The organism is Lysobacter soli, assembly GCF_003382285.1.
Classification (GTDB): Bacteria; Pseudomonadota; Gammaproteobacteria; order Xanthomonadales; family Xanthomonadaceae; genus Lysobacter_J; species Lysobacter_J soli.
The window spans coordinates 152,688-177,058 of sequence record NZ_QTJR01000007.1; the positions used below are offsets into that span (position 1 = coordinate 152,688).

Consider the following 24,371-nt stretch of genomic DNA (forward strand, 5'->3'; position numbering starts at 1 on the left):
CCCTCTCCCTCAGGAGAGGGGCTGAAAGCCGTCCCTCCAGCGAACGCTGGAATCCATTTTGATTTTCGAAGCCTGCGTTGCGCTGGATCGAAGCAACTGCGCAGCGCTGTAACGCAACCGTCGGTCACCGCACCCGCTCCGTTGCCCCTCACCCCAACCCCTCTCCCGTCGGGAGAGGGACTGAAAGCCGTCATCCCTCACCCCACTTTGGCTCTAGCTTGGCGCTTCCGCTCCATGCGCCCGGTATTTCACGAGCGAAAACAGCCGCTTCGTCGGATGACGCTGTTCCCGGGCCGCCGCACACCCTAAGCTCCATCTCGCTCGCGCCAGGTGCGCGCCGTCAACCGAAGGAGTCGTCGCAATGGGTCTGATCAGCCTGCTCTGGGGCATCGTCGCCATGGTCTGGATGGTCATCGCGCTGATTCCGCTGCTGGGATGGGGCAACTGGCTGCTCATCCCGTTCGCCGCGGTGGGCGCAATCATCGCCGCCATCGGCATCGCCTTCACCAGTCCGGGCAATCGCGGTCGCGCGAAGACGGGACTGGTGCTCAACGGCATCGTGATCGTCGTCGGCATCGTCCGCCTCGGCATCGGCGGCGGCATCATCTGACGCTCCACGCGCGCGTTCGAACGACGCGCGCGTGATGATCTTCTTCACATGCGCGATCCGTACGCGCACGCATGCATGGCCGCATTTTCCCGCTGAATACGTAGGCCGCGCGATGTTGCGGCGCAAGCTTGTCGCGTGCGTGGAAGCAGGCGCATAGTCGGCCTGGGCTGAAGGGGGAAGCCCACACCCAATCCCCACTGTCGATTCTTCGCGATGGCCATCGCGAGGGCGGAATCGACCGGGGGCATATCACCTTCAGATCGGGACGTGACCCATGAAAAGGATCGGATCCGCGCTTTGGTTGTCAGGTGTAGCGCTTGGGCTGTGCTTCAGTGTCCAGGCCGCTGAATCCCAGTCCACGCAACATGTAATGGTCGCCGGCGTGAAGGTCGGCATCGACGCGGAAACCGGGCGTCTGCGTCCGCTCACCGCCGGCGAGAGCGCGCAGCTCGACCAGGCGCTCACGCAAGGCCAGCAGGCGAAGGTCGCTCCGGCGATGGCGAAGACGTTCGCCGCGCCGCGCGATGCCGCCGCCGCGCGCGCCACCGCGCGCAAGTCCGCCCACGGCGGAGTGTCGGTGAAGGTGCCCGAATCGATGATGAGTTCCGTCGTCGCGCATCGCGATGCATCGGGCCAGCTCGTCGTCGAACACACCGATCCGTCCGAGTCGACCGAAGCCCACAGCGAGGAGCTGCTGAAATGAGAAAGCACCTTCTCGCCTGCGCGCTCGCCCTCGGCAGCGCATTCGCCTTCAACGCGTCCGCCGCGCAACTCGTGCTGCTCAACGGCGACGCCGGCACCGGCCTCGGACTGGACGATCCCACCGCCGCCGCGCCCGTCGGCCTCAATCCCGGCACGACGGTCGGCCAGCAGCGCCAGATCGTCTACCGCTTCGCGATGGACCTGTGGGGCGCGGTGCTCAAGAGCGACGTGCCGATCAAGGTCGGCGCCTCGTTCCAGCGACTGAACTGCACCGCCACCGGCGCGACGCTCGGTTCGGCCGGCGCGAACTGGATCGATCGCGATTTCCCGAACGCGCCGCGTCCGGGCATCTGGTACCACTCCGCGCTCGCCGATTCGCTCGCCGGCGTCGACCTGGATCCGATTCCCGAAGACCCGGCCGACATCGTGTCGCGCTTCAACGGCGATCTCGGCAAGCCCGACTGCCTCGCCGGCACGACGTGGTACTACGGCCTGGACGGCAAGACGCCCGCCGGCTCGATCAACTTCCTCAACGTGGTGATGCACGAGATCGGCCACGGCCTGGGCTTCCAGGGTTTCCTGGACAAGTTCACCGGCCAGTTCGGCGATTTCGACGGCACCGGTCCGCGGTCGGATGCGTACACGCAGAACGCGTACGACAACGTGCTGAACATCGGCTTCAACGATCCGGCCAGCACGGCGGCGCAGCGCGCCGAAGTGATGAAGACCTCCGGTCGCCTGGTGTGGTCCGGCCAGCGCGTGAAGAACGAAGCGGCGCTGGTGCTCGACAACCGCCAGTACTTCACCGTGACGGCGCCGGCGGGCATCGCCGGTCGTTACCTGTACGGCACGGCGAGCTTCGGCCCGGTCGCGTCGCCGGCGAACTTCACCGGGCAGGTCGTGCTCGGCGTGGATGAAGCCAACGCCGCGGGCCCGACCACGGGCGATGCGTGCACGCCGCTGACCAACGCCGCGGCGGTGGCCGGCAAGATCGTGCTGGTCGATCGCGGCACCTGCGGTTTCGTGGTGAAGGCCGCGAACGTGCAGGCCGCCGGCGGCATCGGCATGGTCGTGGCCGACAACGTCGCGGGCAGCCCGCCGCCGGATCTGGGCGGTTCGGATCCGAACATCACGATTCCGGCGATCCGCATCACGCTGGCCGATGGCAACACGTTCAAGGCGAACTTGCCGGTGAACGTGACCTTCCAGGTCGATCCGGTGCTGCTGCAGGGCGCCGACGACACCGGCCGCGTGAGGCTGTACGCACCGTCCGTCGTCGCGGCGGGTTCGACGTTCTCGCACTACGACACCGCGCTGTCGCCGAACGCGCTGATGGAGCCGTTCGACACGCCGACGGTGCAGGCGCAGTACAACGTCGACCTCTCGCCGGCGCTGTATCGCGACATGGGCTGGAAGGTGAACACGGGCGATGCGCGCATCGGCAAGTGCAACACCACCGTCGACGTGCTCGAGCCGGGTGGTTTCATCGTCGGCGCGAACGTGCAGGCCTGGAACAACCTGTGCAAGACGTCCGCGAAGAACCCGGGCAAGTACGTGCAGTGCATGGTCGATCTGCAGCAGCGCCTGCGCAACGCGCACCTGATCCATCCGCTGCAGGGTGCGGCGATCCTGGTGTGCACGGCGACGAACCTGCGTCCGTAACGGTCGCGTCCGCCGTGTGGTTCGAAACCGGCGCCTTCGGGCGCCGGTTTCTTTTTGCATTGGCCCCTCCAGTCGGTAGAAGCAACAGACGCGCACGCACGGCCGTCCATGGCGACCCGCTGTCGGCTACGGACGGCCTGCCCGACCATCCATGGTCGGGCGTTCCTCGGGGCCACGCGGCAGTGCCGCGCAAGCGGCCCGTCTCACCCCGCTTCACGCGCCTTTAGCGCCTGCTCCCCGCTCATACCGCTTCGGCATGACCGCATGACGCACCCGCCTTTGTGCGGCGCGGGATGGCCGGCGACAGTCGCGCCGTGTCGCCGGATAACCTTCGGAGGCCCACCCTCCCCTTCACGGAAACCCGCCATGCCCAGCTATCGAACGCGAAGATCGTCCGTCCCCGCGCTTGCCGGCAGCGCGCTGGCGTGTGCCCTGCTCGCATCGCCCGTCCATGCGCAGTCCAAGGCGCCGCTCACCGTCGAGGAACTCGCGCGACGCCTGCAGGCGATCGAGCAGCGTCTGGGCACGGCGCCCGCCGCGGGCGAAACCGTCGACGCCAACGGCCTGGCCGATCTCGACCAGCGTCTGCGCGTGATCGAACGCAAGCTGGACCTCCAGGCCGAGGAAGCCGAGGCGCGCGTCGCGAGCACGCCGGTCGTGAGCCTGAGCGCGAGCAAGGGCCTGTCGATCAAGTCGCCGCCGCCGGGCGACGTCGAACTGAAGTTCCGCGGCCTCGCGCAGGCCGACGGTCGCTTCTACATCGACGACAACGCCATCCCGCAGAACGACACCTTCCTGTGGCGCCGCGCGCAGCTCACGCTGGAAGGCAGCTGGGGCCCGCTGCTGGCGTTCCGCATCACGCCGGAACTGGCCGGCGACAGCGTCACGCTGCTCGATGCATGGGCCGACCTGCGCTTCAGTCCCGCGGCGACGCTGCGCATCGGCAAGACGAAGGCGCCCGTCGGGCTCGAACGCCTGCAGGCCAGCAACGCGACCGAAGCGATCGAGCTCGGTTTCCCGAGCGAACTCGCGCCGGGCCGCGACATCGGCGTGCAACTGCAGGGCGAAGTCGCGAAGAGCACCGTCAACTACGTCGTCGGCGTGTACAACGGCACGGTCGATGGCCGCGACGCGACCACGACCAACCCCGACAACAATTTCGAAGTGGCCGCGCGCGTGTTCGTCGAACCGTGGAAGAACGACGCCAGCGCGCTGTCGGGCCTGGGCTTCGGCATCGCCGGCAGCCAGGGCGACAAGGAAGGCACCGGCAACAACTTCCTGCCGCGCTATCGCACGCCCGGACAGGTGCAGTTCTTCAACTATCGCAGTGCGGTGATCGCCGACGGCGATCAGACGCGCTGGTCGCCGCAGGCGTACTACTACCGCAACGCGTTCGGCCTGCTCGGCGAATACATCAGTTCCGAACAGGAAGTGCGGCTGCCCACCACGGGCGCGAACGCGAAGATCGAGAACACCGCGTGGCAGCTGCTCGCCGGCTACGTGCTCACCGGCGAGGACGCGGGATATCGCGGCGTCGCGCGGCCTAACCATCCCTTTACGGTCGGCGGTGCAGGCTGGGGCGCATGGGAACTGGTGGCGAGGTACGGTGAGCTGGAGATCGACGAGGACGCCTTCCCCGTGTTCGCCGATCCCAATGCCGTGGCGCAGCGCGCGAAGAGCTGGGCGCTGGGCGTGAACTGGTATCTCACCGGCAACTTCAAGCTCGTCGCCAACTACACGCAGACCGATTTCGACGGCGGTGCCGCCGCAGGCGCCGATCGCGAGGACGAGAAGGCGTTCTTCACCCGCGCGCAGTTCTCGTTCTGACCCTACCGCCCTTCAGGAACCCCACTCATGAAAACCCTGATCCGCAATGCGGCGCTCGGTCTGGCCATGGTGCTCGCCACGGGCCTGGCGCACGCGAAGGACGTGCAGCTGCTCAACGTGTCGTACGACCCGACGCGCGAGTTCTACGCCGAGGTCAACCAGAAATTCGCCGCGCAATGGAAACAGCAGACCGGCGAGACGCTCAACATCCGCGCCTCGCACGGCGGCTCCGGCAAGCAGGCGCGCGCGGTGATCGACGGCCTGGAAGCCGATGTGGTGACCCTCGCACTCGCCGCGGACATCGATGCCATCGCCACCAACGGCAAGCTGCTGCCGGCGAACTGGCAGACGCGCCTGCCGCACAACAGCGCGCCGTACACCTCGACGATCGTGTTCCTCGTTCGCAAGGGGAATCCCAAGCAGATCCGCGACTGGGCCGACCTGGTGAAGCCGGGCGTCGGCGTGATCACGCCGAACCCGAAGACCTCCGGCGGTGCGCGCTGGAACTACCTCGCCGCGTGGGCGTGGGCATCGCAGGAATACCGCGACGGCGACAAGGTCGTCGATTACCTCACGCGCCTGTTCAAGAACGTGCCGGTGCTCGACACCGGCGCGCGCGGCGCGACGACGACATTCGTCGAGCGCGGCATCGGCGACGTGCTGCTCGCGTGGGAGAACGAGGCGTTGCTGACGCTCAGCGATGCAGACACGCGCGACAAGTTCGAGATCGTCGTGCCGAGCCTGAGCATCAAGGCCGAGCCGCCGGTGGCGTGGGTCGACAAGAACGTCGACCGCCATGGCACGCGCAAGGTCGCCGAGGCATACCTGCGCTACCTCTACACCCCCGAAGGCCAGCGCCTGGCAGCCAAGCACGGCTATCGCCCGGCCGAGCCCGACAAGGTGCCGGCGGCGGAATTGTCGCGCTTTCCGAACGTGAAGCAGGTGACGATCGACAGCGCGTTCGGCGGCTGGAAGAAGGCGCAGGCGGAGCATTTCGCCGACGGCGGGTTCTTCGACAAGATCTATCGGCCGCGGTGATGCGAACGCGCGCGGGTTGGCATGGGCCGCCCGCGCGCCTCACGTTCCCGCGTTCCCGCCGTCATCCGCGCTTTCCTGCCGTCATCCCCGCTTTCCCGCCGTCATCCCCGCGAAGGCGGGGATCCATCTGTCCGAACTGGCACGTCATTCGGGAGTGGTGATGCATCGGACGCATGGATATTCGGCTTCGCCGAAGTAGAGCGAGCCCGCCTTCGCGGGAATGACGGCAAAAGAGCAAACGCAAAGCAGGCAATACCTCCTAAACGATCATGTCCACCCTCGCCCTTCCCGCCCTGATCACCCGCCGCGGCCGACGACCGCTGCCGGGCTTCGGCCTGAGCCTCGGCCTCGGCCTGGCGTGGCTGAGCGTGGTGGTGCTGCTGCCGCTCGCGGCGCTCGCGCTCCGTGCGGCGGGACTGGGCGCGGAAGGCTGGCTGCGCGCGATCCAGGATCCACGCGTGCAGGCGTCGCTGAAGCTGAGTTTCACCGCATCGTTCGTCGCGGCATTGATCGCCTCGGTCGCCGGCGCACTGGTCGCGTGGGTCGTCGTGCGCTACCGCTTTCCGGGCCGGCGCCTGCTCGACGCGCTGGTCGACCTGCCGTTCGCGTTGCCCACGGCCGTCGCCGGCATCGCGCTCACGGCGATCTACTCGGCCAATGGCTGGGTCGGCCGCTACACCGAGCCGCTCGGCATCAAGATCGCCTACACGCCCATCGGCATCACCATCGCGCTGATCTTCATCGGCCTGCCCTTCGCCGTGCGCACGGTGCAGCCGGTGCTGGAAGTGCTGGGCCGCGAGCAGGAAGAAGCCGCCGCTTCGCTGGGCGCGTCGCGCCTGACCACCTTGCGCCGCGTCGTGTTGCCGGAACTGTTGCCCGCGCTGCTGACGGGCTTCTCGCTCGCGTTCGCGCGTGCGCTGGGCGAGTACGGCTCGGTGATCTTCATCGCCGGCAACCTGCCGTACAAGACCGAGATCGCACCGCTGCTCATCACGATCCGCCTGGAGGAATACGACTACGGCGGCGCCGTCGCGATCGCCGCGTTGCTGCTGGCCGCCTCCTTCGTGTGCCTGCTGGCGATCAACGCGATCCCGCTGCTGTTCGCGCACGAGCGCAAGGGAGCCGGGCGCGATGTCTGATGTCCGTCACCGCGACGACCTGCAGGAACCGGCGTGGCTGCGCGTTGCGCTGATCGCGCTCGCGGTGCTGGTCATGCTGTCGCTGGTCGTGCTGCCGCTGCTGATGGTGCTCGGCGCGGCGTTCGCGAAGGGCTTCGGCACCTGGCTGGAGTCGCTCACGCAACCCGACGCGGTATCCGCGTTGAAGCTCACGCTGTTCACGGTGGCGATCGTGCTGCCGGTCAACGCGATCTTCGGCACGTTCATGGCCTGGGCGCTGACGCGTTTCGAGTTCCGCGGCAAGCAGCTGCTGCTGTCGCTGATCGACCTTCCCTTCGCCGTCTCGCCCGTGGTCGCCGGCCTGTGCCTGGTGCTGCTGTTCGGCTCGCACGGCTGGTTCGCGGAATTGCTGCGCGAGCACGACATCAAGATCCTGTTCGCGCGGCCGGGCATCGTGCTGGCGACGTTGTTCATCACCTTCCCGTTCGTCGTGCGCGAACTGATTCCGCTGATGCAGCAGCAGGGCGCCGACGAGGAACTCGCGGCGCGTTCGCTCGGCGCCAGCGGCTGGACGATGTTCCGTCGCGTGACGCTGCCCAACATCAAATGGGGCCTGCTGTACGGCGTGCTGTTGTGCTCGGCGCGGGCGATGGGCGAGTTCGGCGCGGTGTCGGTGGTGTCCGGCCACATCCGCGGGCTCACCAACACGCTGCCGCTGCACATCGAAATCCTCTACAACGAGTTCGACAGCACCGGCGCCTTCGCGGCCGCCTCGCTGCTGGCCGGCCTCGCCCTGATCACCCTGATCCTGAAGTTCTGGCTGGAGTCCCGCCATGGCGACGCCCTTGCGAAATCCCATCGTCGACACTGAGTCGGCCGAATTCGTCGGCTCGCGCAGCGCAGCGCCCGCCCGGCCCGTGACGGCCGCGCATTCGACCGCGCCGGCCGGACCTGTCACGCTCGGCGCCGGCACTCCCGCACCTCGGCCATCCCGGAGCGGCATGGACCTGCACCTGCGCCAGCTCAGCAAGCGCTACACCGGCGTGGCCGCGCTCGACGGCGTGGACCTGCACGTCGAAGCGGGCGAACTGGTGGCGCTGCTCGGGCCATCGGGTTCGGGCAAGACCACGCTGCTGCGCGTGATCGCCGGCCTGCTGCATCCCGATGCCGGCCAGGTGCTGTTCGGGCGCGACGACGCCACGCGCCTGAGCCTGCGCGAACGCAACGTCGGTTTCGTCTTCCAGCACTACGCGCTGTTCAAGCACATGACCGTGGCCGAGAACATCGCCTTCGGCCTGCGCAGCCGTCCGCGCAGCCGGCGCCCGGACAAGGCGACGATCAAGCGCCGCGTCGAGGAACTGCTCGGCCTGATCCAGCTGCCGGGCTTCGGCGATCGTTATCCCGAACAGCTTTCCGGCGGACAGAAGCAGCGCGTCGCGCTCGCACGTGCGCTGGCGATCGATCCGACGGTGCTGCTGCTCGACGAGCCGTTCGGCGCGCTCGACGCGAAGGTGCGCGTCGAATTGCGCCGCTGGTTGCGACAGCTGCACGAACGCACGGGCCAGACGACGCTGTTCGTCACGCACGACCAGGAAGAAGCGCTGGAACTGGCCGATCGCATCGTCGTGCTGCGCGAAGGCCGCATCGAGCAGGTCGGCACGCCGGACGAGATCTACAGCGATCCGGCATCGGCCTACGTGTTCGATTTCATCGGCCGCGCGAACGTGCTGGAAGGCGAAGTACGCGGCGGCCGTTTCCATCTGCCCGGCCACGCGCGCACGTTCAGCGCTGACGGCGTGCCCGAAGGCGCGGCGCGGCTGTACGCGCGTGCGCACGACGTCGCGCCCGGCGAGGGCGACGAGGGCATCGCCGCGCGCGTGGTCGCCGCGCACCGGCTCGCCGACCGCATCACGCTGGAACTGCACGTCGAAGGCCAGGCGCGTCCGGTCGAACTGGATTTCGCCGCGACACCGGGCCTCACCACGCCCGCACCGGGCAGCGAGCTCAGGCTGGTGCCTTTGCGGTATCGGGTGTATTCGAGCGCGGGCTGACGCTCCCCGGACACATCGTCCCAGGCGGAAAGGCAAGCCCTGCCGCGGCGTACAATGTCGCGCCATGAGCACCTATCCCCATGCACGTCCGCGGCGGATGCGCCGCGATGAGTTCTCGCGCCGCCTGATGCGCGAGTCGGTCCTCACCACCAACGACCTGATCTACCCGGTCTTCGTGCACGAGCGCGACGGCCGCGATCCGGTCGCCTCGATGCCCGGCGTCGAGCGCCTGTCGATCGACGAACTGCTGCGCGTCGCGGACACCTGCAGCGAGCTGCGCATTCCGGCGATCACGCTGTTCGGCGTGCCCGACATCGAACGCAAGACGCACGACGGCGCGATCGCCTGGTCCGAGGACGGCATCGTGCAGCGCGCGGTGCGTGCGCTAAAGGAACGGTTCCCGCAACTGGGCGTGATCACCGACGTCGCGCTCGATCCGTACACCACGCACGGGCAGGACGGGCTGATCGACGAGAGCGGCTACATCCTCAACGACGTCACCGTCGAGGCGCTGGTGCGCCAGTCCATCTCGCACGCGCAGGCCGGCGCCGACGTCGTCGCGCCCAGCGACATGATGGACGGCCGCATCGCCGCGATCCGCGGCGCGCTCGAAGATGCGGGGCTGGTCAACACGCGCATCCTCGCCTACAGCGCGAAGTACGCCAGCGCCTACTACGGCCCGTTCCGCGCAGCGGTGGGTTCGGCCGCGGCGCTGGGCAAGGGCAACAAGTACACCTACCAGATGGACCCGGCCAATTCGGACGAAGCGCTGCACGAAGTGGCGCTCGACCTGGAAGAAGGCGCCGACATGGTGATGGTGAAGCCGGGCATGCCGTACCTGGACATCGTTCGCCGCGTGAAGGACGAGTTCCGCGTGCCGACGTACGTGTACCAGGTGAGCGGCGAGTACGCGATGCTGAAGGCCGCCGCGCAGAACGGCTGGCTCGACGAGCGCGCCACCGCGATGGAGGCGTTGCTCGCGTTCAAGCGCGCCGGCGCCGACGGCGTGCTGACGTACTACGCGCTCGATGCGGCGCGCTGGCTGCGCGAAGACTGAGCATGGGCGACGCCCCGACGACCGCGACGCTGCGCCGCGCCCGCATCGGCGATGCCGCCGAACTGGCGCGCCTGTCGGCGCAACTGGGCTATCCGCAGGCGACGGATGCATTCGAACGCCGCCTGCGTCGGTTGCTGATTTCAGCCGATCATCCCGTGATCGTCGCAACGGACGACGACACAATGTTGCTCGGCTTCATCGCGATCGAACACCGGCTGATGCTGGAAACGGGCGATCGCGTCGAGATCGTCGGCCTCGTCGTCGACGATGCGGCCAGGCGTCGCGGGATCGGCCAGCAGCTGGTGGATGCCGCGCTCGACTGGGCGCGCGACATCGGCGTCGCCGAAGTGATCGTGCGTTCGAACATCGCGCGCGACGAGTCGCATCCGTTCTACGAACGCGCGGGATTCGAGCGCATCAAGACGCAGCACGTGTATCGCAGGCGCGTGGACCGCTGAGAAACGCAACGCACTTCCTTCCATCCAGACGGGAGACGCATGGAACGCAACCGGATCGCCATCGTCACCGGCGGCAGCCGCGGCATCGGCGCGGCGACGGCCAAACTCGCCGCGCAGGCGGGCTATCGCGTGTGCATCGCGTATCGCCATCGCCAGAAGGAGGCCGATGACGTCGTGTCCGCCATCGAACGCGACGGCGGCGAGGCGATGGCGGTCGGCGCCGATGTCGGTCGCGAGGCCGACGTGATGCGGTTGTTCGACGCGGTGGATCGCCGCTTCGGCGAAGTCACGGCGCTGGTGAACAACGCGGGCATCCTCGAACGCCAGATGCGCGTCGAGGAGATGGACGCCGAGCGCCTCACGCGCGTGTTCAACGCGAACGTGGTCGGCAGTTTCCTCTGCGCGCGCGAAGCCGTGCGTCGCATGTCCACACGGCATGGCGGCCACGGCGGCGCGATCGTCAACGTGTCCTCGGTCGCTGCGCGGCTGGGTTCGCCGAACGAGTACATCGACTACGCGGCGTCGAAGGCGGCCATCGACACGCTCACCGTCGGCCTGGCGAAGGAAGTTGCCGCCGAAGGCATCCGCGTGAACTGCGTGCGCCCGGGCTCGATCTACACCGAGATCCACGCCAGCGGCGGCGAGCCCGGACGCGTGGATCGCGTGAAGTCCCGCATCCCGATGCAGCGCGGCGGCGAAGCCGACGAGATCGCGCGGGCGATCGTGTGGCTGCTGTCGGACGAGGCGTCGTACATGACGGGCAGCCTGGTGGATGTGGCGGGCGGGTTGTAGGGCTGCGTTGCCCTCACCCCAACCCCTCTCCCGCAGGCGGGAGAGGGGCCAAATCCAGCGGCTTTACTTCGAAGTAAGGTCATCCCGGCGAAGTACGGTCATCCCGGCGAAGTGCCGTCATCCCGGCGAAAGCCGGGACCCAGGCTGACAGCGCCCGGGCACGCCGTGCCTGGTGAACAACCTCACCGTCATTCCAGCGAAAGCTGGAATCCATTTTGATCGTCGCGATCGCGCCTCGGAGCAACATCGCAGCGCTGTTCGGTTGCTGCGGTTCAGCGCTGTCCCTTCGTTGCCCCTCACCCCAACCCCTCTCCCGGTGGGAGAGGGGCTTTGTCCCGTGGTTTGACTTCAAATTACCGTCATCCCGGCGAAAGCCGGGACCCAGGCTGACAGCGCTCGGGCACGCCGTGACCGGTGAACAACCTCACCGTCATTCCAGCGAAAGCTGGAATCCATTTTGCTTTCGCGGTGATGGTGGGCAACCTTGGAAGCAGACACCGCGAGTTCGCGCCTTGACGCTCTACCGGCCCTCACCCCAACCCCTCTCCCCGGGGGAGAGGGGCTCAAAGCTCACAGCACGCACCCGTCCTTCCCCGCCACCGCCGGCGCCTTCATCCGGTAGATGTCCAGCTTCCCCGCGCGCGGTGACTTCGCCGCGCCGCTGACGAGCAGTTCGCCCGGCTTGTTCCAGTCGATCGTCGGGCCAAGCGTGGTCGCGTCGTCGGTGTTGAACGACAGCGCCAGCGGCCCCGCGTCGTCGTAGCGCGCGCCATCGCAATGCGCGACGAACAATCGCACCGGCTTGCTCGCCGGATCCTGCGAACGCGCGTACACCAGCGTGCGGCCGTCGCCGAGCCACGCGGCATCGAATTCGTCCGCCTTCGTGTTGATGCCGGGCGCCGGTTTCGGCTCGACGAACGCCGTGCCATCCCAGCGCGCGACGAACAGGTCGTGCCGACCCGCGCCGCCATGACCGTCGCTGGCGAACAGCAGGTGCCTGCCGTCGCGGCTCGGCGTGGGCGCCCATTCGTCGCCGCGCGTGTTGACGCCGCGGCCAAGGTTCTCGGCCTTGCCGATGCGGCCGTCGGGCTTCACCGCGGCGCGGTACAGGTCGTCGCCGCCGATGCCACCGGGCCGGTTGGAGAAGAAGTACAACCAGCGACCGTCGGCGCTGAACAGCGGATCGAAATCGTTGGCGGACGAATTCACGTCGAGCGGGCGCGCGTCCTGCCAGCGGCCGTCCTTCAGGCGCGCCTGCCACAGGTCCCAGCCGCCGGCGCCGCCTTCACGATCGGTGCTGCCCCAGACGATATGCTGGCCATCCGGGCTGACGCTGCCGCGGATTTCGCTGGCCTTGGTCGACACCACGCCCATGCCTTCGATTCCGAATTCGGAAAGGAAGGCCGACGCCGGGCCGGACAACGCAACGCCGCCCACGATGAGCGCCGCCACTACACTGCCCACGCGGTACCTGCCGAACGAGGCCGGGCTGCGTCGCATCGTGCGTCTCCTTGGTGTGTGAACTCCAGTCTATGCGAGGGTCCCCCGTGTCCGACTTCGCCTCCGTCGCAAATCCCGCCCTGGTCAAGCGTTTCGCGGTGATCGGCCATCCGGTCGCGCACTCGCTGTCGCCGCGCATCCACGCCGCGTTCGGCCGCCAGCTCGGGATCGCGCTGGACTACGCCGCGATGGACGCGCCGCCGGAGCTGTTCGACGCGATCGTCGCGGAGTTCGCGGCCGAAGGCGGCCTCGGCGCCAACGTCACGCTGCCGCACAAGAACCGCGCGGTCAGCGTGTGCACCACGCTGAGCGAGCGCGCGCGCCGCGCCGGCGCGGTGAACACGCTGGTGCGCACCGCCACCGGCTGGGAAGGCGACAACACCGACGGTGTCGGCCTGGTGCGCGACCTCACCGAACGCCAGGGCCTGGACCTGCGCTCGCGCCGCACGCTGCTGATCGGCGCCGGCGGTGCCGCGCGCGGCGTCGCCCCGGCGCTGCTGGACGCGGGCATCGGCGATCTCTACATCGTCAACCGCACGCCCGAGCGCGCCGACGCATTGGCCGATGCGCTCGCGATGCCCGGCCGCGTGCATCCGCGCTACCTGCGCGACATCGACACGCTGGGCACGTTCGACCTGATCGTGAACGCCACCTCCGCCGCGCGCGCCGACGGCCTGCCGTCGCTGCCGATGGCGCTGGCGAATCCGCGCACCGCCGCGGTGGACCTGAGCTACGGCGAAGTGGCGATCCCGTTCCTCGCCTGGGCGCGCGCCGCCGGCGTGCACGACGGCATCGACGGGCTGGGCATGCTGGTGGAACAGGCGGCGGAAAGCTTCCTGCGCTGGCACGGCGTGCGCCCGGAAACCGACGAGGTGTACGAAACGCTGCGCGAACATCGCGCGGAGCTGGTCACCGCGGACTGACCTACAACGCCCACACCGCGCCGATCGCCGCGATAGACGCCAGTTGCGTGGCGACCACCATCACGACGGGCCGCGACCTGAACACGGCAGCCGCTACGCTGCCGGCGAGCAGCGACGTGACAGCCGCAACCAGTGCAATCGCCAGCAGGACGTCCGAGCTGATCTCCGAGTCCATCTGAAGCGCCAAGGCATAGCCTGCGACGACAACGAAGGACGACGTCCAGGCGATCGCGAGCCGCTTCCCGTACGCGACAAGGCTGCTCACAGATGCCGCCGGTCGGACTGCCGGCGTCTTGTACGGATCGCTCATCCCGATCGGCCTTTGCAAGAGTCTCTATGGTGCGACTGGAAACGTGCCGCGTCGTGATCGACCTGCTACAACAACCCGTCCCGCTTCACCGCCAGATACCGCTCCACCAGCGACGCCGCGAGCTGGTCGCACGCCACGTCTAGCACCATCACCCCATGATTCCGCAGCGCTTCGTGCGCCGCGTTGCGCTGGTCGAGGTACTGCGCCGTCGCGCCCGCGCGGATCGCGCCCGGCAGGTCGTTCACCGGTTCGGAGAGTGCCGCGTCGAGCGACCCTTCGCGCAGGCTCGCCACGCAGACGAGGTGGCGCTTGCGCAGCATCGTGATCGCGGCGAGCAGGTCGTCCATGTCCTCGTCGCGAAGATTCGTCACCAGCATCACCAATGAACGCCGGCGCTGGCGCACCGACAGGTCCGTCGCCGCGGCGAGGAAGTCCGTCGCCACTGGCTGCGGCTGCAGCGCGTACGTCGCACGCAGCAGTTCGTCGATCGCGCCGACGCCGCGTCGCGGCGGCACCCACGCGTTCGCGCCGCCGCTGGCGAGCAGGCCGACCGCATCGCCCTGCCGCAACGCGAGATACGCCACCACCAGCGCCGCATCGAGCACGTGGTCGAAATGCGCCAGTTCGCCGTCGCGCGCGAGCAGGCGGCGGCCGGTGTCGAGCAGCAGCACCAGCTGCTGGTTCTTCTCGTCCTGGTATTCGCGCGAGATCAGGCGGCGCGCACGCGCGGTGGCCTTCCAGTCGATCTGGCGCAGGCTGTCGCCGATGCGGTATTCGCGCATCTGGTGGAAGTCGGTGCCTTCGCCGCGACGACGACGCAGGTGCGCGCCAACAAGGCGCGACGCCTGGTCGGCGCTGAACATCGCGAACTTCGCCAGCGGCGCGAAGTTCGGGAACACGCGCACGTCCTGCGCACCGCCCGCCACGCGCGACTGCCACCACAACCGCAGCGGCGAATGCAGGCGCAGCTGCACGCCGTCGAAGCGGAAATCGCCGCGCGCCTTCGCGCGCAGCTGGTAGTCGACCGATGCGGTCTCCCCGCGCTTCAGGCGCAGGCGTCGCGGCAATCCCTGCATCGACCAGCCGCCCGGATGCAGATCGAACACGTCGAGCGTCTGCCCACGCTGGGGCGTCTCCAGCGACAGCGTCACGGGTCGTTCGATGCCGATGGGCCACGTGTCGGCCAGGCGACGTTCCACCTGCGGCGTCGGCGCACGCCACAGCAGCGCGAAGTCGAGCAGCAGCAGCGCCGCGAACGCGAGGCCCGCGACCTGCCACTGGGTGGTGGTGGCAAACCCGAACGCCACCGCGATGCCCAGCAACGACCACAGCACCAGCAGCGCCAGCACGAAGGGCGCAGGTCGCGGGAAGGCGCGCGGGGTGGCGACGGCGTTCATCGGGATTACTTCCGCGGCGCCTCGACCTTGGCGAGCAGCGCGTGCAGCACGTCGTCGGGCGACTGGCCTTCGATCTGCAGCTCCGGCGCCAGCGCGATGCGGTGGCGCAGTGCGGGCTTGGCGATTTCGCGGACGTCGTCGGGCGTGACGAAATCGCGGCCCGACAGCACCGCCTGCGCGCGCGCCGCACGCACCAGCGCGAGGCTGCCGCGCGGGCCCGCGCCGAGCGAGATGCCGGCCCAGTCGCGCGTCGCGGCGACGATGCGCACCGCGTAGTCGATCACCGCATCGTCCACGGCGACCAGCGCGGTGCCGGCCTGCATCGCGACGATCTCCTGCGGGCCGATCACGCGCGCGACCTGCGACAGGTCGAAGTCCGACGCCGCGCGGCCCTGGCTCACCGCGGCGACCATGCGCTTCTCGTCGGCACGCGTGGGATAGCCGATCAGCACCTTCAGCAGGAAGCGATCCAGCTGCGCTTCGGGCAGCGGGTACGTGCCTTCCTGCTCGACCGGGTTCTGCGTGGCGAGCGTGAGGAACGGCGGCGTCAGCTGGAAGCTGTGGCCTTCGATGGTGACCTGCAGCTCCTGCATCGCTTCCAGCAGCGCCGACTGCGTCTTCGCCGGCGCGCGGTTGATTTCGTCGGCCAGCAGCAGATTGGTGAACACCGGGCCCCGACGGATGTTGAACGTCTCGGTCTTCGGGTTCCACACGGCGTGGCCACTGATGTCGCTGGGCATCAGGTCCGGCGTGAACTGCACGCGCGCGAAGCTGCAATCGATCGCCCGCGACAGCGCGCGCACCAGCAGCGTCTTGCCCAGGCCCGGCACGCCCTCGATCAGCACGTGGCCGCCGGCGAGCAGCGCGATAAGGATCTGGTCGAGCACCGCTTCCTGCCCGATGAAGGCCTTGCCGACTTCCTCGCGCACCGCGGCGGCGCGTGCGGCCAGGGCTTCGCCGGTGATCGGAACGAGGGGAGCGGGAGCGGCGTCGGCGTTCATGGCGTGGTCTCTGTTTCGATTCGGTCAAAGGGAATTGCGCATGCGCATGAGCAGCGCGATGCGGCTGCGGAACGCGGCGTGGTCGCGCGCGATCGGCGTTGAAAGAGCATCGCGGACGTCGTTCTGCGACAGGCCGAAACGCTCGGCGAGCATCGAGGCCTGCGCATCGCCGTCGAGCGCGGCGGCTTGCGGATCGCGTCGACGCAGCCGCGCAAGGAAGGCCTTGCGCGCGGCTTCGTGCAGCAGGTGCGCGTAGCCGTAGCGGTAGACGTGCTCGCCGCTGGCGGTAACGTGCTCCAGCAGCGAGCGCCGCTCCACCGCCGGCGAGGCCAGCAGCGGCCCGAAGCGCTGCGAACGCCGCCACAGCCACGCCATCAGCGCCAGCAGCAGCGGCAGCCACACGCGCCAGTGTTCGCGCACCAGCGTCATCCAGAACGACGGCATCTGCGCTTCGTAGATGAGGTGCACCGTGCCGGCGCGATAGTTCGGATCGAGCAGCTGCCGCGTCAGCGCGATATGCGGCCCGTCCTTCAGCGAATCGTTGTCGAGGAAATCGAAATCCGACAGCACGTCGACGTGCCCGCGCCCGTGCGGGATGCGCGCGAAGACGTAGCCGATCTCCGGCTCGCCCCAGTGCAGCGATGCGGTGGATTCGAGGTTGTCCACGTCCAGGCGCCGGCCGCGGCAGAACTCGACGTGCGGGTCTTCGCCGGCGACGTCGAGCCCGGCGCAGAGCCGGTCCGAACGCGGATGCACGCCGAACGCGCTCATCACCGGCAGCGGCAGCTCGACGTCCAGCGGCCCCGGCGGCGGCGTGCGCAGCAGCAGGTGGCCGCCGCGTTCGACCCAGTCCAGCAGCGCGGCTTCTTCCTTGTCGGAGATCGTGCGCGGGTCGTTGTAGAGCAGCACCGTGTCGCGCGGGCCAAGCGCGATGCTGTCCAGTTGCAGTCGTGGACGCGCCTGCGCCTTCACGCCATCGCCGATCAGCGCGAGCTTGAGCACGTACAGCGGATTGCGACGCGCCTCGCCGGTGCGCGGCAGATCGACCCACTCCTCGGCGCGCACGAAGTTGTGCTGCCACCACGCATAGCCGCCGGCCAGCGCACCGGCGACGGCGAGCACGAGCAGCGCGATGAAGCCGTGCCGGCGCGTGAACGTCATGCGGGCACGCTCGATTCATTCCGCGCGGACGGCGACCAGCCGAAGCGCGACGCCAGATCGTCCAGCAGCAATTCGAAGTCGCCACCGGCCGGAAAGCTGTGCGCGTACGCCGCGTACTGCCAGGTGCGCACGGCGCGCGCGAAGGCGTCGCGATCCTCGCCGCGTGGCAGCTTGCGCGAGGCACGCAACACTTCGGCCTCGGTCGCGCCCGGCACGAGCACCGCCTGCGTGCGCGCGACCATCGTCTCGACGCTGGCGCGATAGAGCATCGCGAGCGCCTCGCGCTCCCGGCCTTCGCGCCAGAGCCGGCGGATCGCACTGGGGATGTCTTCGGGCAACGGCGGTGGCGGTTCGTCGGCGCGGTCGCGGCGGATTTCATCCTCCTCGCGACCGGCGCGCGCAAGCCCGCCGCGGAACCACGCCAGCCACTTCGGCGCGGTGATGGCGAGCACCACCAGCAGCGCGGCGAACACGATCCACAGGCCGAACTCGCCGATGGTCGCGATCGTTTCGCCGAGCCAGCCCAGTGGCGGCGGATCGACCTTCTTCGGCTCGGGCTTCTTCGCGTCGCGCTTCTTCCAGGTGACGACCTTGCGCTTGGGCGAGACGGTCGGATCCTCATACGCCTTGCCCACCGCGCGACGCAGGCCGCCGTCGCCCGCGAGCGGACGACCGGCACCCGAGCCGCGCGCTGCGCCGCCGGCGCCTTCACCACCGGGCGTCACCACCGTCGGCGGCGGCGCGGGCTGCGGGGTCATCTGCGCGTTCACGCCGTCGCGCAGGCCGCTTTCGTCTGCCACGCGACCGAACACCTGTTCCAGCGTGACGCGCGGAGCTTCGTCTTCGTCCTGCTCGGCGTCCTCCGTTTGATCGGCGACGCTTTCGGTGTCCTGCGAGTCGTCCGCGTCCTGCGCACGCACCGTACCCGGCGCGAATGCGATGCCCAGTGCGCACAGGAGCAGCAGCGGCGTCGCGCCGCGCAGCAGGCGATCGCGCAGGCGGCGGAACGCGAGTTCGATGTCCCACGCCTCCACTTCGGTACGACGGTTGAGGTACAGGCCGAAGCCCGCACCGACGTAGAACGGTTCGATCAGGCCCGAGGCGATCCATGCGAGGGCATTCGACAGCAGGCTGAGCCAGGCCGGCGCTTCCTTCAGCGTCGCCCACGCGCGTTCGAACACTTCCCGCAGGTATTCGTCCGGCACGAACACGATCGCCATCGACGCCAGGCCCAGGTGCACGGCCAGTTCGAAATGCAGGCACACCGTGGTGACCAGCACGCCGACGCCGTGCACCGGCGCACCGAGCGCGCGACGGCGTTCACGCGCATCGCTGCCGCGCGCGCCTTCGAGGAAGTCGACGGGAAGATTCAACGAACGCAACGGGCTCAACCGGCGCCAGAGCAGATAGCCCGGCAGCCACGACAGCCCCCAGTTCCGCTGCGCCGCGATCGTCTGCCGTGTCGTCGGCACGTCGCCGAACACCGCGCGCGAGAGCACGAACAGCGGGATGCGGTCGAACACCGGCTTGAGCCACCACATCAGCAGGCCCGCGAGCCACAGCGCGTCGATCGTCCACGCCAGCGCATTGAACAGCACGAACACGGGCAACGTGAGTAGCAGCCACGGTTTCCAGATCGCACCCGCATGGCGACGCACGAGCGCGGTGCCGAGCTCGACCGCTTCCCACGCCGTGCGCGGACGCAGTGCGACGGTGAGCGATTCGATCTTCATGGCGCCGCGTCCTCCGGCGGCAGGTTGCGTCCGCCGAGCAGCAGCCACGCCGCCGTCAGCGTCCACAGCACGGCGCCGACGGTGTACTTGATCCACGCCGGCATCCACGCGATCGACGACCAGAACGCCTCGACGAACGCGGCGAAAACCAGCATCGCCAGCACGCCGACGCACAGCAGCGCGCCGCGACGACCGCCTTCCACCAGCGCATCGGCGCGACGCCGCTGGCCGGGCGCGATCAACGACAGGCCCAGACGCAGGCCGGCGCCGCCGGCGATGACTATCGCGGTCAGTTCCGGCGCCGAATGCGCGGCCACGAAGCGCCAGAACGGATCGCCATGCCCCACCGCCTGCAGATGGCCCGCGACGCCGCCGATCATCACGCCGTTGACGATCAGCACGACGATCGAACCGATGCCGGCGATCAGTCCACTGGCGAAGGTGCGAAAGCCGATGCTGACGTTGTTCCACACGTAGTGGCCGAACATCGCGACGTCGGTGCCGCTGTCGCGGCCGAGTTTTCGCGCGGGATCGGCGGGGTCGTACATGCGTTCGAACTGCATCAGCTGCGCGGGATCGAACAACGACGACGACAGTTCCGGCTGCCACTGGATCGCGGCGAAGATCACCACCAGCGGGATCCAGAACAGCGCGAAGGACGCGAGCATGCAGCCGCGCTCGGCGCGCACCAGGCGCGGGAAGCCGGCGATCAGGAACTGCGCCGCGCGCCGCCAGTGCGGCACCGGCGTGCGGTACAGCAGGCCGTGGCCGCGATGCATCAGCGCCTGCAGGCGATCGGTCACCACCGGGCTGTAGCCGCGGCGGCGCGCCAGCGCGAGCTGCTGGCACAGCCGGCGATAGCGCGAGGGCATGTCGGCATCGGACAGCCCTTGCCAGTTGCGACGTTCCGCGCGGGCCTTGCGCGCGCTTTCGCCACGCGCGTCGAGCCAGTGCTCGAACGCGATCCATTCGGGCTGGTGGCGCTGGACGAAGTGTTCCTGCTTCATGCGTCAGCGCCGCCCCAGCAGCCAGTTCGCCATGCGGTACAGGCGCGTCACCGCGGCCGTGCCGCGTGCGCCGGTCAGCGGTTCGGCGAGGTCGGCGAGTTCGGCCTGGCGCGCTTCGCTCAGACGCGGGGCGCGCTCGGCGAAGGCGACCAGCGCGACCTGTTCGTACGGACGCAACGCGATCGACGGCGCCAGCGCGGTGTCGACGGCGGCCGGTTGCGGATCGCGCGGGCGGGCGTCGTGCACGACCAGCGTGCCGGCGACCATGTCGCCCAGTCGCCGGCCCCAGGGATCGACCAGGCTCGACACCAAGCCGGCCGCGTAGGCCAGCGGCAGCATGTCGACCACGCGCAACAGGTTGCGGGTGAACGCCGCGAGCCAGCCGACCGGCGCGCCGTTGGCGGCGATCACGCGCAGGCCCATCGAGCGCTTGCCCGGCGTGCGCCCGTTCCACATCGCCTCGAAGACGATCGGGTAGAACCAGTACACCAGGAACATCGCCACGGCATAGAAGCCCGCGCCACCGCGGCCGAAGGCGCCGAGGAACGTCCCCATCGCCATCATCACGCCGGCGCGCACCAGGAAGTCGATCAGCCATGCCAGCGCGCGCGGCACGGGGCCGGCGGCGGGCAGGTGGAGGGCCACGCCCTCCGGCGTCACGACTTCCCGGTACGTGTCGAGCATCAGGCGTTCACGACGATCGTGTCGGCGAAGTAGTCGTGCAGGCAGCGGCGCTCCTCGCCGAAGATCCACAGGATGTTCGCGAGGGAGAAGATCGCGCCGAGGAACGGAATCGCGCCCACCACCGCCGGCGCGATCATGCGCAGGCCGAGGATGCGGCCGAAGCCGATGCGCTCGCCGTTGCTGCGCACGATGCGGATGCCCTGCCAGCGCTTGCCGATGGTCTGGCCGTGGCGGGCCAGCATCACCAGCTGAACCACGACCAGCGCGATCAGGCCGATGACGCCGATGGCGATCAGCACGATGCCGGCCATGCGGTTGCCGTCCGGCGCGGACGCCATCGCGGCGCCGAAGGCGAGCGGAAGCCACAGCGGGACGCCGATGAAGCCGTCGGCCAGTGCCGCGAGCAGGCGCGTGGTGCGTTCGGCCTTGCGGGCGGGGTTGTCGACGGTGGTCTCGACGAGGGTTGCGCTCGGTGCGGCGTACGGATTGTTGCTGACTTCGCTCACGTTCGGCTCCATTACCTTCGGTTGCGGCACGCCCGGGCTCCGGGCGCGCCAGAGGCGTGCTTCAACGGGATGCTGCTTCGGATGATCCGCATTCGGCCGGCGCGTCCGGAAGACGCTCCGCGCGCCGGCGCACGCCGCGGTCAGGCGTTGACGACCATCGTGTCGCAGAACAGGTCGTGCAGGCAGCGGCGTTCCTCGCCGAAGATCCACAGCGGATTGGCGAGCGAGAACGCCCACCCCACGTACGGGATCGCGCCGACCAGTCCGGGCACGAAGTAGCGCAGCACGAGCATGCGGCGCAGGCTCGCGCGGCTGCCGTCGGTGCGCACGATGCGCATGCCCATCACGCGCTTGCCGATGCTCTGGCCGTCGCGATGCATCAGCACGCACCAGTAGACGAACAGCGCGATGATGCACACCAGCGAGAACAGGATCAGCGAACCGCCGAGCGCGCCGATGCCGCGTTCGGGCTTGAACCGCAGCGCACCGATCACCGCCGGCAACATCGCGGCAAAGTAGATGCCGCAGTCGATCAGATAGGCCAGCAGGCGGCGGCCACGATCGGCCGGCTCCAGGCCGTCGTCGTGATCCACGGGTGCGGCGACGACCTGCGCGGCGGGCGCCGCGTAGGGATTGCGATACTCGAAACCTTCCATGTGATCCCCATTGCGTTCGCGACGCCATCCCGGGCGTCGGTTGATGCGGTGGCCGCGGCCCCCTGCCGCGTCCTGCCGCCCGCTACCCGGTCGTGCCGAGGTAGCGGTCCTTCAATCGTACATAGTGCGCGGCGCTGTAGTGCAACTGTTCGATCTCGCGGTCGTCGAGCCGGCGGACCAGCCGCGCCGGATTGCCCAGCCACAGCTCGCCCTCGCCGACCTGCTTGCCCGGCGCGACCACCGCCCCGGCGCCGACGAAGCCGTGCCGGTGCACGCGCGCGCCGTCGAGGATGCGCGCGCCCATGCCGATCAGGCAGAAATCGTCGAGCGTGCAGGCATGCAGGATCACGCCGTGGCCGATGGTGACGTCGTTGCCGACGGTCGTCGGCACGCCGCCCGGACGCGTGTACGGCCCCTCGTGCGTGACGTGGACGATGGTCCCGTCCTGCACGTTCGTACGCGCGCCGATGTGGATCGAATTGACGTCGCCGCGGATCACGCAGCCCGGCCAGACGGACACGTCGTCGCCCAGCGTGACATCGCCGATGATCGTGGCGGCCGGATCGACGTAGACGCGTTCGCCTAGGGCGGGAAAGGTGTCGAGGTAAGGACGCAGGCTCATCCGCCGAGTCTAGCGCGCGCGGCGCCCGCTGCCCCATTCAGTCGGCCGCGTCGCCCCCCGGCGCGCGCCGCTTTCGCCCCTCCGGACCGCCACGGACGCGGACTACACTCGACCGCATGGACATCACCGCCGATACGCCGCTGAACGAACTGGCCGCCACCCGCGAGCGCCTGCGCGCCGCGTGGCAGGCGCGCAAGCCCGACTACACGCAGCGGCGCGCCGACCTCGTGCGGCTGCGCGGCGTGTTCCGTTCGCGCATCGATTCGATGGACGCGGCGATCCGCGCCGACTTCGGCCATCGCAGCCAGCACGAGAACCTGCTGTCGGAAGCGATGATCGTGCTGGCCGAACTCGACCACGCGCTCAAGCACCTGCGCCGCTGGATGAAGCCGCGCCGCGCGGCGGTGGGCTGGCGCTTCTGGCCGGCGAGCGCGCGCATCGTGCCCGAACCGGTCGGCGTGGTCGGCATCCTGTCGCCGTGGAATTACCCGGTGAACCTCGCGCTGGTGCCGCTGGTGTCGGCGGTCGCCGCGGGCAACCACGTCTACCTCAAGCCGTCCGAACACACGCCGCGCACGAGCCAGTGGCTGCGCGAGCTGCTGTCGGAGGTGTTCCCGGCCGACCGCGTCGCCGTCGCGCTGGGCGGGCCGGAGCTGGGCGCGGCCTTCGCCGCGCTGCCGTTCGACCACCTGCTGTTCACCGGTTCGACCGCCGTCGGCCGCAAGGTGATGGCCGCGGCCGCGCCGAACCTCACGCCGGTCACGCTCGAACTGGGCGGCAAGGCGCCGGCGGTGGTGTGCGCGGATTTCGACCTGCGCAAGGCCGCCGCGCGCATCGCCACCGGCAAATGGTTCAACGCCGGGCAGACCTGCATCGGCGTGGATTACGTGCTGGTCGACGAAGCCCGCGGTGGCGCGTTCGTCGAGGCGATCCGCGACGAATTGCTCGCGCGTTATCCCGGCTTCGATACCACCACCGACTACACCCGCATCATCAACGATGCGCAGTACGCGCGCCTTCGCGGCTATGTCGACGACGCGCGTGCGCGCGGCACGATCGTTGTCGAACCATTGACCGACACGCTCGATGCGGCGGCGCGCGAGCGTCTCCAGCGCGAACGCCTCTTTCCGCCCACGCTGCTGGCCGAACCGCCGCTCGACAGCGAGGTGATGCGCAACGAGATCTTCGGGCCGATTCTTCCGGTCCTGACGTATCGCACGCTCGATGATGCGATCGAACGCATCCGCTCGATGGATCGCCCGCTCGCGCTGTATCCCTTCAGCAACGATGCGCGCAGCATCGACAGGATCGTGTCGGGCACGCTGGCCGGCGGCGTCACCGTGAACGACACGCTGCTGCATTTCGGCGCGCACGACCTGCCGTTCGGCGGCATCGGCCCCAGCGGCATCGGCGCGATCCACGGCCGCACCGGCTTCGACACCTTCAGCAAGCTGCTGCCGGTGTTCCGCCAGCGCAGCTTCGCCGGCAGCGACCTGCTCAAGCCGCCCTATCGCGGCTTCGTCGATCGCATGGTGCGCATGCTGTCGAAGTGACGC

General features: G+C 69.1%; 24 protein-coding genes. 13 read left to right on the top strand and 11 right to left on the bottom strand.

Features of this window, described 5'->3' with window-relative positions:
- Positions 1–361: 361 nt before the first annotated feature.
- The 11 genes from DX912_RS11900 (at position 362) to DX912_RS11950 (ending at position 11,315) form a co-directional block, all read left to right on the top strand.
- On the top strand, positions 362–610 hold the full coding sequence (locus tag DX912_RS11900) for a hypothetical protein (protein ID WP_115842731.1): 249 nt from the start codon (positions 362–364) through the stop codon (positions 608–610).
- A 370-nt stretch (positions 611–980) separates the two neighbouring features.
- Positions 981–1,313 carry a post-PEP-CTERM-1 domain-containing protein gene (locus DX912_RS11905; protein ID WP_115842732.1) on the top strand — a complete coding sequence of 111 codons (333 nt, stop codon included), beginning with the start codon at positions 981–983 and terminating at the stop codon, positions 1,311–1,313.
- Positions 1,310–2,974 (top strand): PA domain-containing protein, encoded by a 1,665-nt coding sequence (locus DX912_RS11910; RefSeq protein ID WP_115842733.1) that lies wholly within the window; start codon positions 1,310–1,312, stop codon positions 2,972–2,974. The genes DX912_RS11905 and DX912_RS11910 overlap by 4 nt, the downstream gene beginning before the upstream one ends.
- A gap of 366 nt (positions 2,975–3,340) precedes the next feature.
- Positions 3,341–4,801: an OprO/OprP family phosphate-selective porin gene (locus DX912_RS11915; RefSeq protein WP_115842734.1), complete on the top strand. Its 1,461-nt coding sequence runs from the start codon at positions 3,341–3,343 to the stop codon at positions 4,799–4,801.
- 27 nt (positions 4,802–4,828) lie between these two features.
- A complete protein-coding gene (locus DX912_RS11920) occupies positions 4,829–5,839 on the top strand; it encodes a sulfate ABC transporter substrate-binding protein (RefSeq protein WP_115842735.1) in 1,011 nt (336 codons plus the stop codon).
- Positions 5,840–6,108: 269 nt separating this feature from the next.
- Complete coding sequence (gene cysT, locus DX912_RS11925) at positions 6,109–6,978, top strand: sulfate ABC transporter permease subunit CysT (protein ID WP_115842736.1); 870 nt, start codon at positions 6,109–6,111, stop codon at positions 6,976–6,978.
- Entirely contained in the window at positions 6,971–7,828 is an 858-nt protein-coding gene (gene cysW / locus DX912_RS11930; protein ID WP_115842737.1) for a sulfate ABC transporter permease subunit CysW, read from the top strand. Before cysT ends, cysW begins: the two co-directional genes overlap by 8 nt.
- A gap of 130 nt (positions 7,829–7,958) precedes the next feature.
- A complete protein-coding gene (locus DX912_RS11935) occupies positions 7,959–9,008 on the top strand; it encodes a sulfate/molybdate ABC transporter ATP-binding protein (protein ID WP_115842738.1) in 1,050 nt (349 codons plus the stop codon).
- A 64-nt stretch (positions 9,009–9,072) separates the two neighbouring features.
- Complete coding sequence (hemB, locus tag DX912_RS11940; protein ID WP_115842739.1) at positions 9,073–10,065, top strand: porphobilinogen synthase; 993 nt, start codon at positions 9,073–9,075, stop codon at positions 10,063–10,065.
- A 2-nt stretch (positions 10,066–10,067) separates the two neighbouring features.
- Complete coding sequence (locus DX912_RS11945; RefSeq protein WP_115842740.1) at positions 10,068–10,523, top strand: GNAT family N-acetyltransferase; 456 nt, start codon at positions 10,068–10,070, stop codon at positions 10,521–10,523.
- A 39-nt stretch (positions 10,524–10,562) separates the two neighbouring features.
- Positions 10,563–11,315 (top strand): SDR family oxidoreductase, encoded by a 753-nt coding sequence (locus DX912_RS11950; RefSeq protein ID WP_115842741.1) that lies wholly within the window; start codon positions 10,563–10,565, stop codon positions 11,313–11,315.
- Between the two features lie 570 nt (positions 11,316–11,885).
- Here the strand turns inward: DX912_RS11950 and DX912_RS11955 are convergent.
- Complete coding sequence (locus DX912_RS11955; protein WP_115842742.1) at positions 11,886–12,815, bottom strand: TolB family protein; 930 nt, start codon at positions 12,813–12,815, stop codon at positions 11,886–11,888.
- Between the two features lie 80 nt (positions 12,816–12,895).
- Between DX912_RS11955 and aroE the strand changes: the two genes are divergently transcribed.
- The gene (gene aroE, locus DX912_RS11960) at positions 12,896–13,738 is read left to right on the top strand and encodes a shikimate dehydrogenase (protein WP_233433583.1); all 843 of its coding nucleotides are present in this window, start codon (positions 12,896–12,898) and stop codon (positions 13,736–13,738) included.
- A gap of 1 nt (position 13,739) precedes the next feature.
- Here the strand turns inward: aroE and DX912_RS11965 are convergent, their stop codons facing one another.
- The 10 genes from DX912_RS11965 to DX912_RS12010 all read right to left on the bottom strand — a co-directional run bounded on the left by DX912_RS11965 (position 13,740) and on the right by DX912_RS12010 (position 22,815).
- Positions 13,740–14,048: a hypothetical protein gene (locus DX912_RS11965; protein WP_115842744.1), complete on the bottom strand. Its 309-nt coding sequence runs from the start codon at positions 14,046–14,048 to the stop codon at positions 13,740–13,742.
- A 65-nt stretch (positions 14,049–14,113) separates the two neighbouring features.
- Entirely contained in the window at positions 14,114–15,445 is a 1,332-nt protein-coding gene (locus DX912_RS11970; protein WP_115842745.1) for a DUF58 domain-containing protein, read from the bottom strand.
- Between the two features lie 5 nt (positions 15,446–15,450).
- Positions 15,451–16,446 (bottom strand): AAA family ATPase, encoded by a 996-nt coding sequence (locus DX912_RS11975; RefSeq protein WP_115842746.1) that lies wholly within the window; start codon positions 16,444–16,446, stop codon positions 15,451–15,453.
- A gap of 24 nt (positions 16,447–16,470) precedes the next feature.
- A complete protein-coding gene (locus tag DX912_RS11980) occupies positions 16,471–17,607 on the bottom strand; it encodes a DUF4350 domain-containing protein (RefSeq protein WP_233433576.1) in 1,137 nt (378 codons plus the stop codon).
- Positions 17,604–19,340 carry a DUF4129 domain-containing protein gene (locus DX912_RS11985; protein WP_115842747.1) on the bottom strand — a complete coding sequence of 579 codons (1,737 nt, stop codon included), beginning with the start codon at positions 19,338–19,340 and terminating at the stop codon, positions 17,604–17,606. Before DX912_RS11985 ends, DX912_RS11980 begins: the two co-directional genes overlap by 4 nt.
- Positions 19,337–20,347: a stage II sporulation protein M gene (locus DX912_RS11990; protein ID WP_115842748.1), complete on the bottom strand. Its 1,011-nt coding sequence runs from the start codon at positions 20,345–20,347 to the stop codon at positions 19,337–19,339. Before DX912_RS11990 ends, DX912_RS11985 begins: the two co-directional genes overlap by 4 nt.
- A gap of 3 nt (positions 20,348–20,350) precedes the next feature.
- Complete coding sequence (locus tag DX912_RS11995) at positions 20,351–21,031, bottom strand: RDD family protein (protein WP_115842749.1); 681 nt, start codon at positions 21,029–21,031, stop codon at positions 20,351–20,353.
- Complete coding sequence (locus tag DX912_RS12000; RefSeq protein ID WP_181902812.1) at positions 21,031–21,537, bottom strand: RDD family protein; 507 nt, start codon at positions 21,535–21,537, stop codon at positions 21,031–21,033. Before DX912_RS12000 ends, DX912_RS11995 begins: the two co-directional genes overlap by 1 nt.
- Positions 21,538–21,677: 140 nt before the next feature.
- On the bottom strand, positions 21,678–22,193 hold the full coding sequence (locus tag DX912_RS12005) for an RDD family protein (RefSeq protein WP_115842751.1): 516 nt from the start codon (positions 22,191–22,193) through the stop codon (positions 21,678–21,680).
- Positions 22,194–22,275: 82 nt separating this feature from the next.
- The gene (locus tag DX912_RS12010) at positions 22,276–22,815 is read right to left on the bottom strand and encodes a gamma carbonic anhydrase family protein (RefSeq protein WP_115842752.1); all 540 of its coding nucleotides are present in this window, start codon (positions 22,813–22,815) and stop codon (positions 22,276–22,278) included.
- Between the two features lie 116 nt (positions 22,816–22,931).
- Here DX912_RS12010 and DX912_RS12015 point away from each other — a divergent pair, with 116 nt between their 5' ends.
- Complete coding sequence (locus DX912_RS12015) at positions 22,932–24,368, top strand: coniferyl aldehyde dehydrogenase (RefSeq protein ID WP_115842753.1); 1,437 nt, start codon at positions 22,932–22,934, stop codon at positions 24,366–24,368.
- Positions 24,369–24,371: the final 3 nt, after the last annotated feature.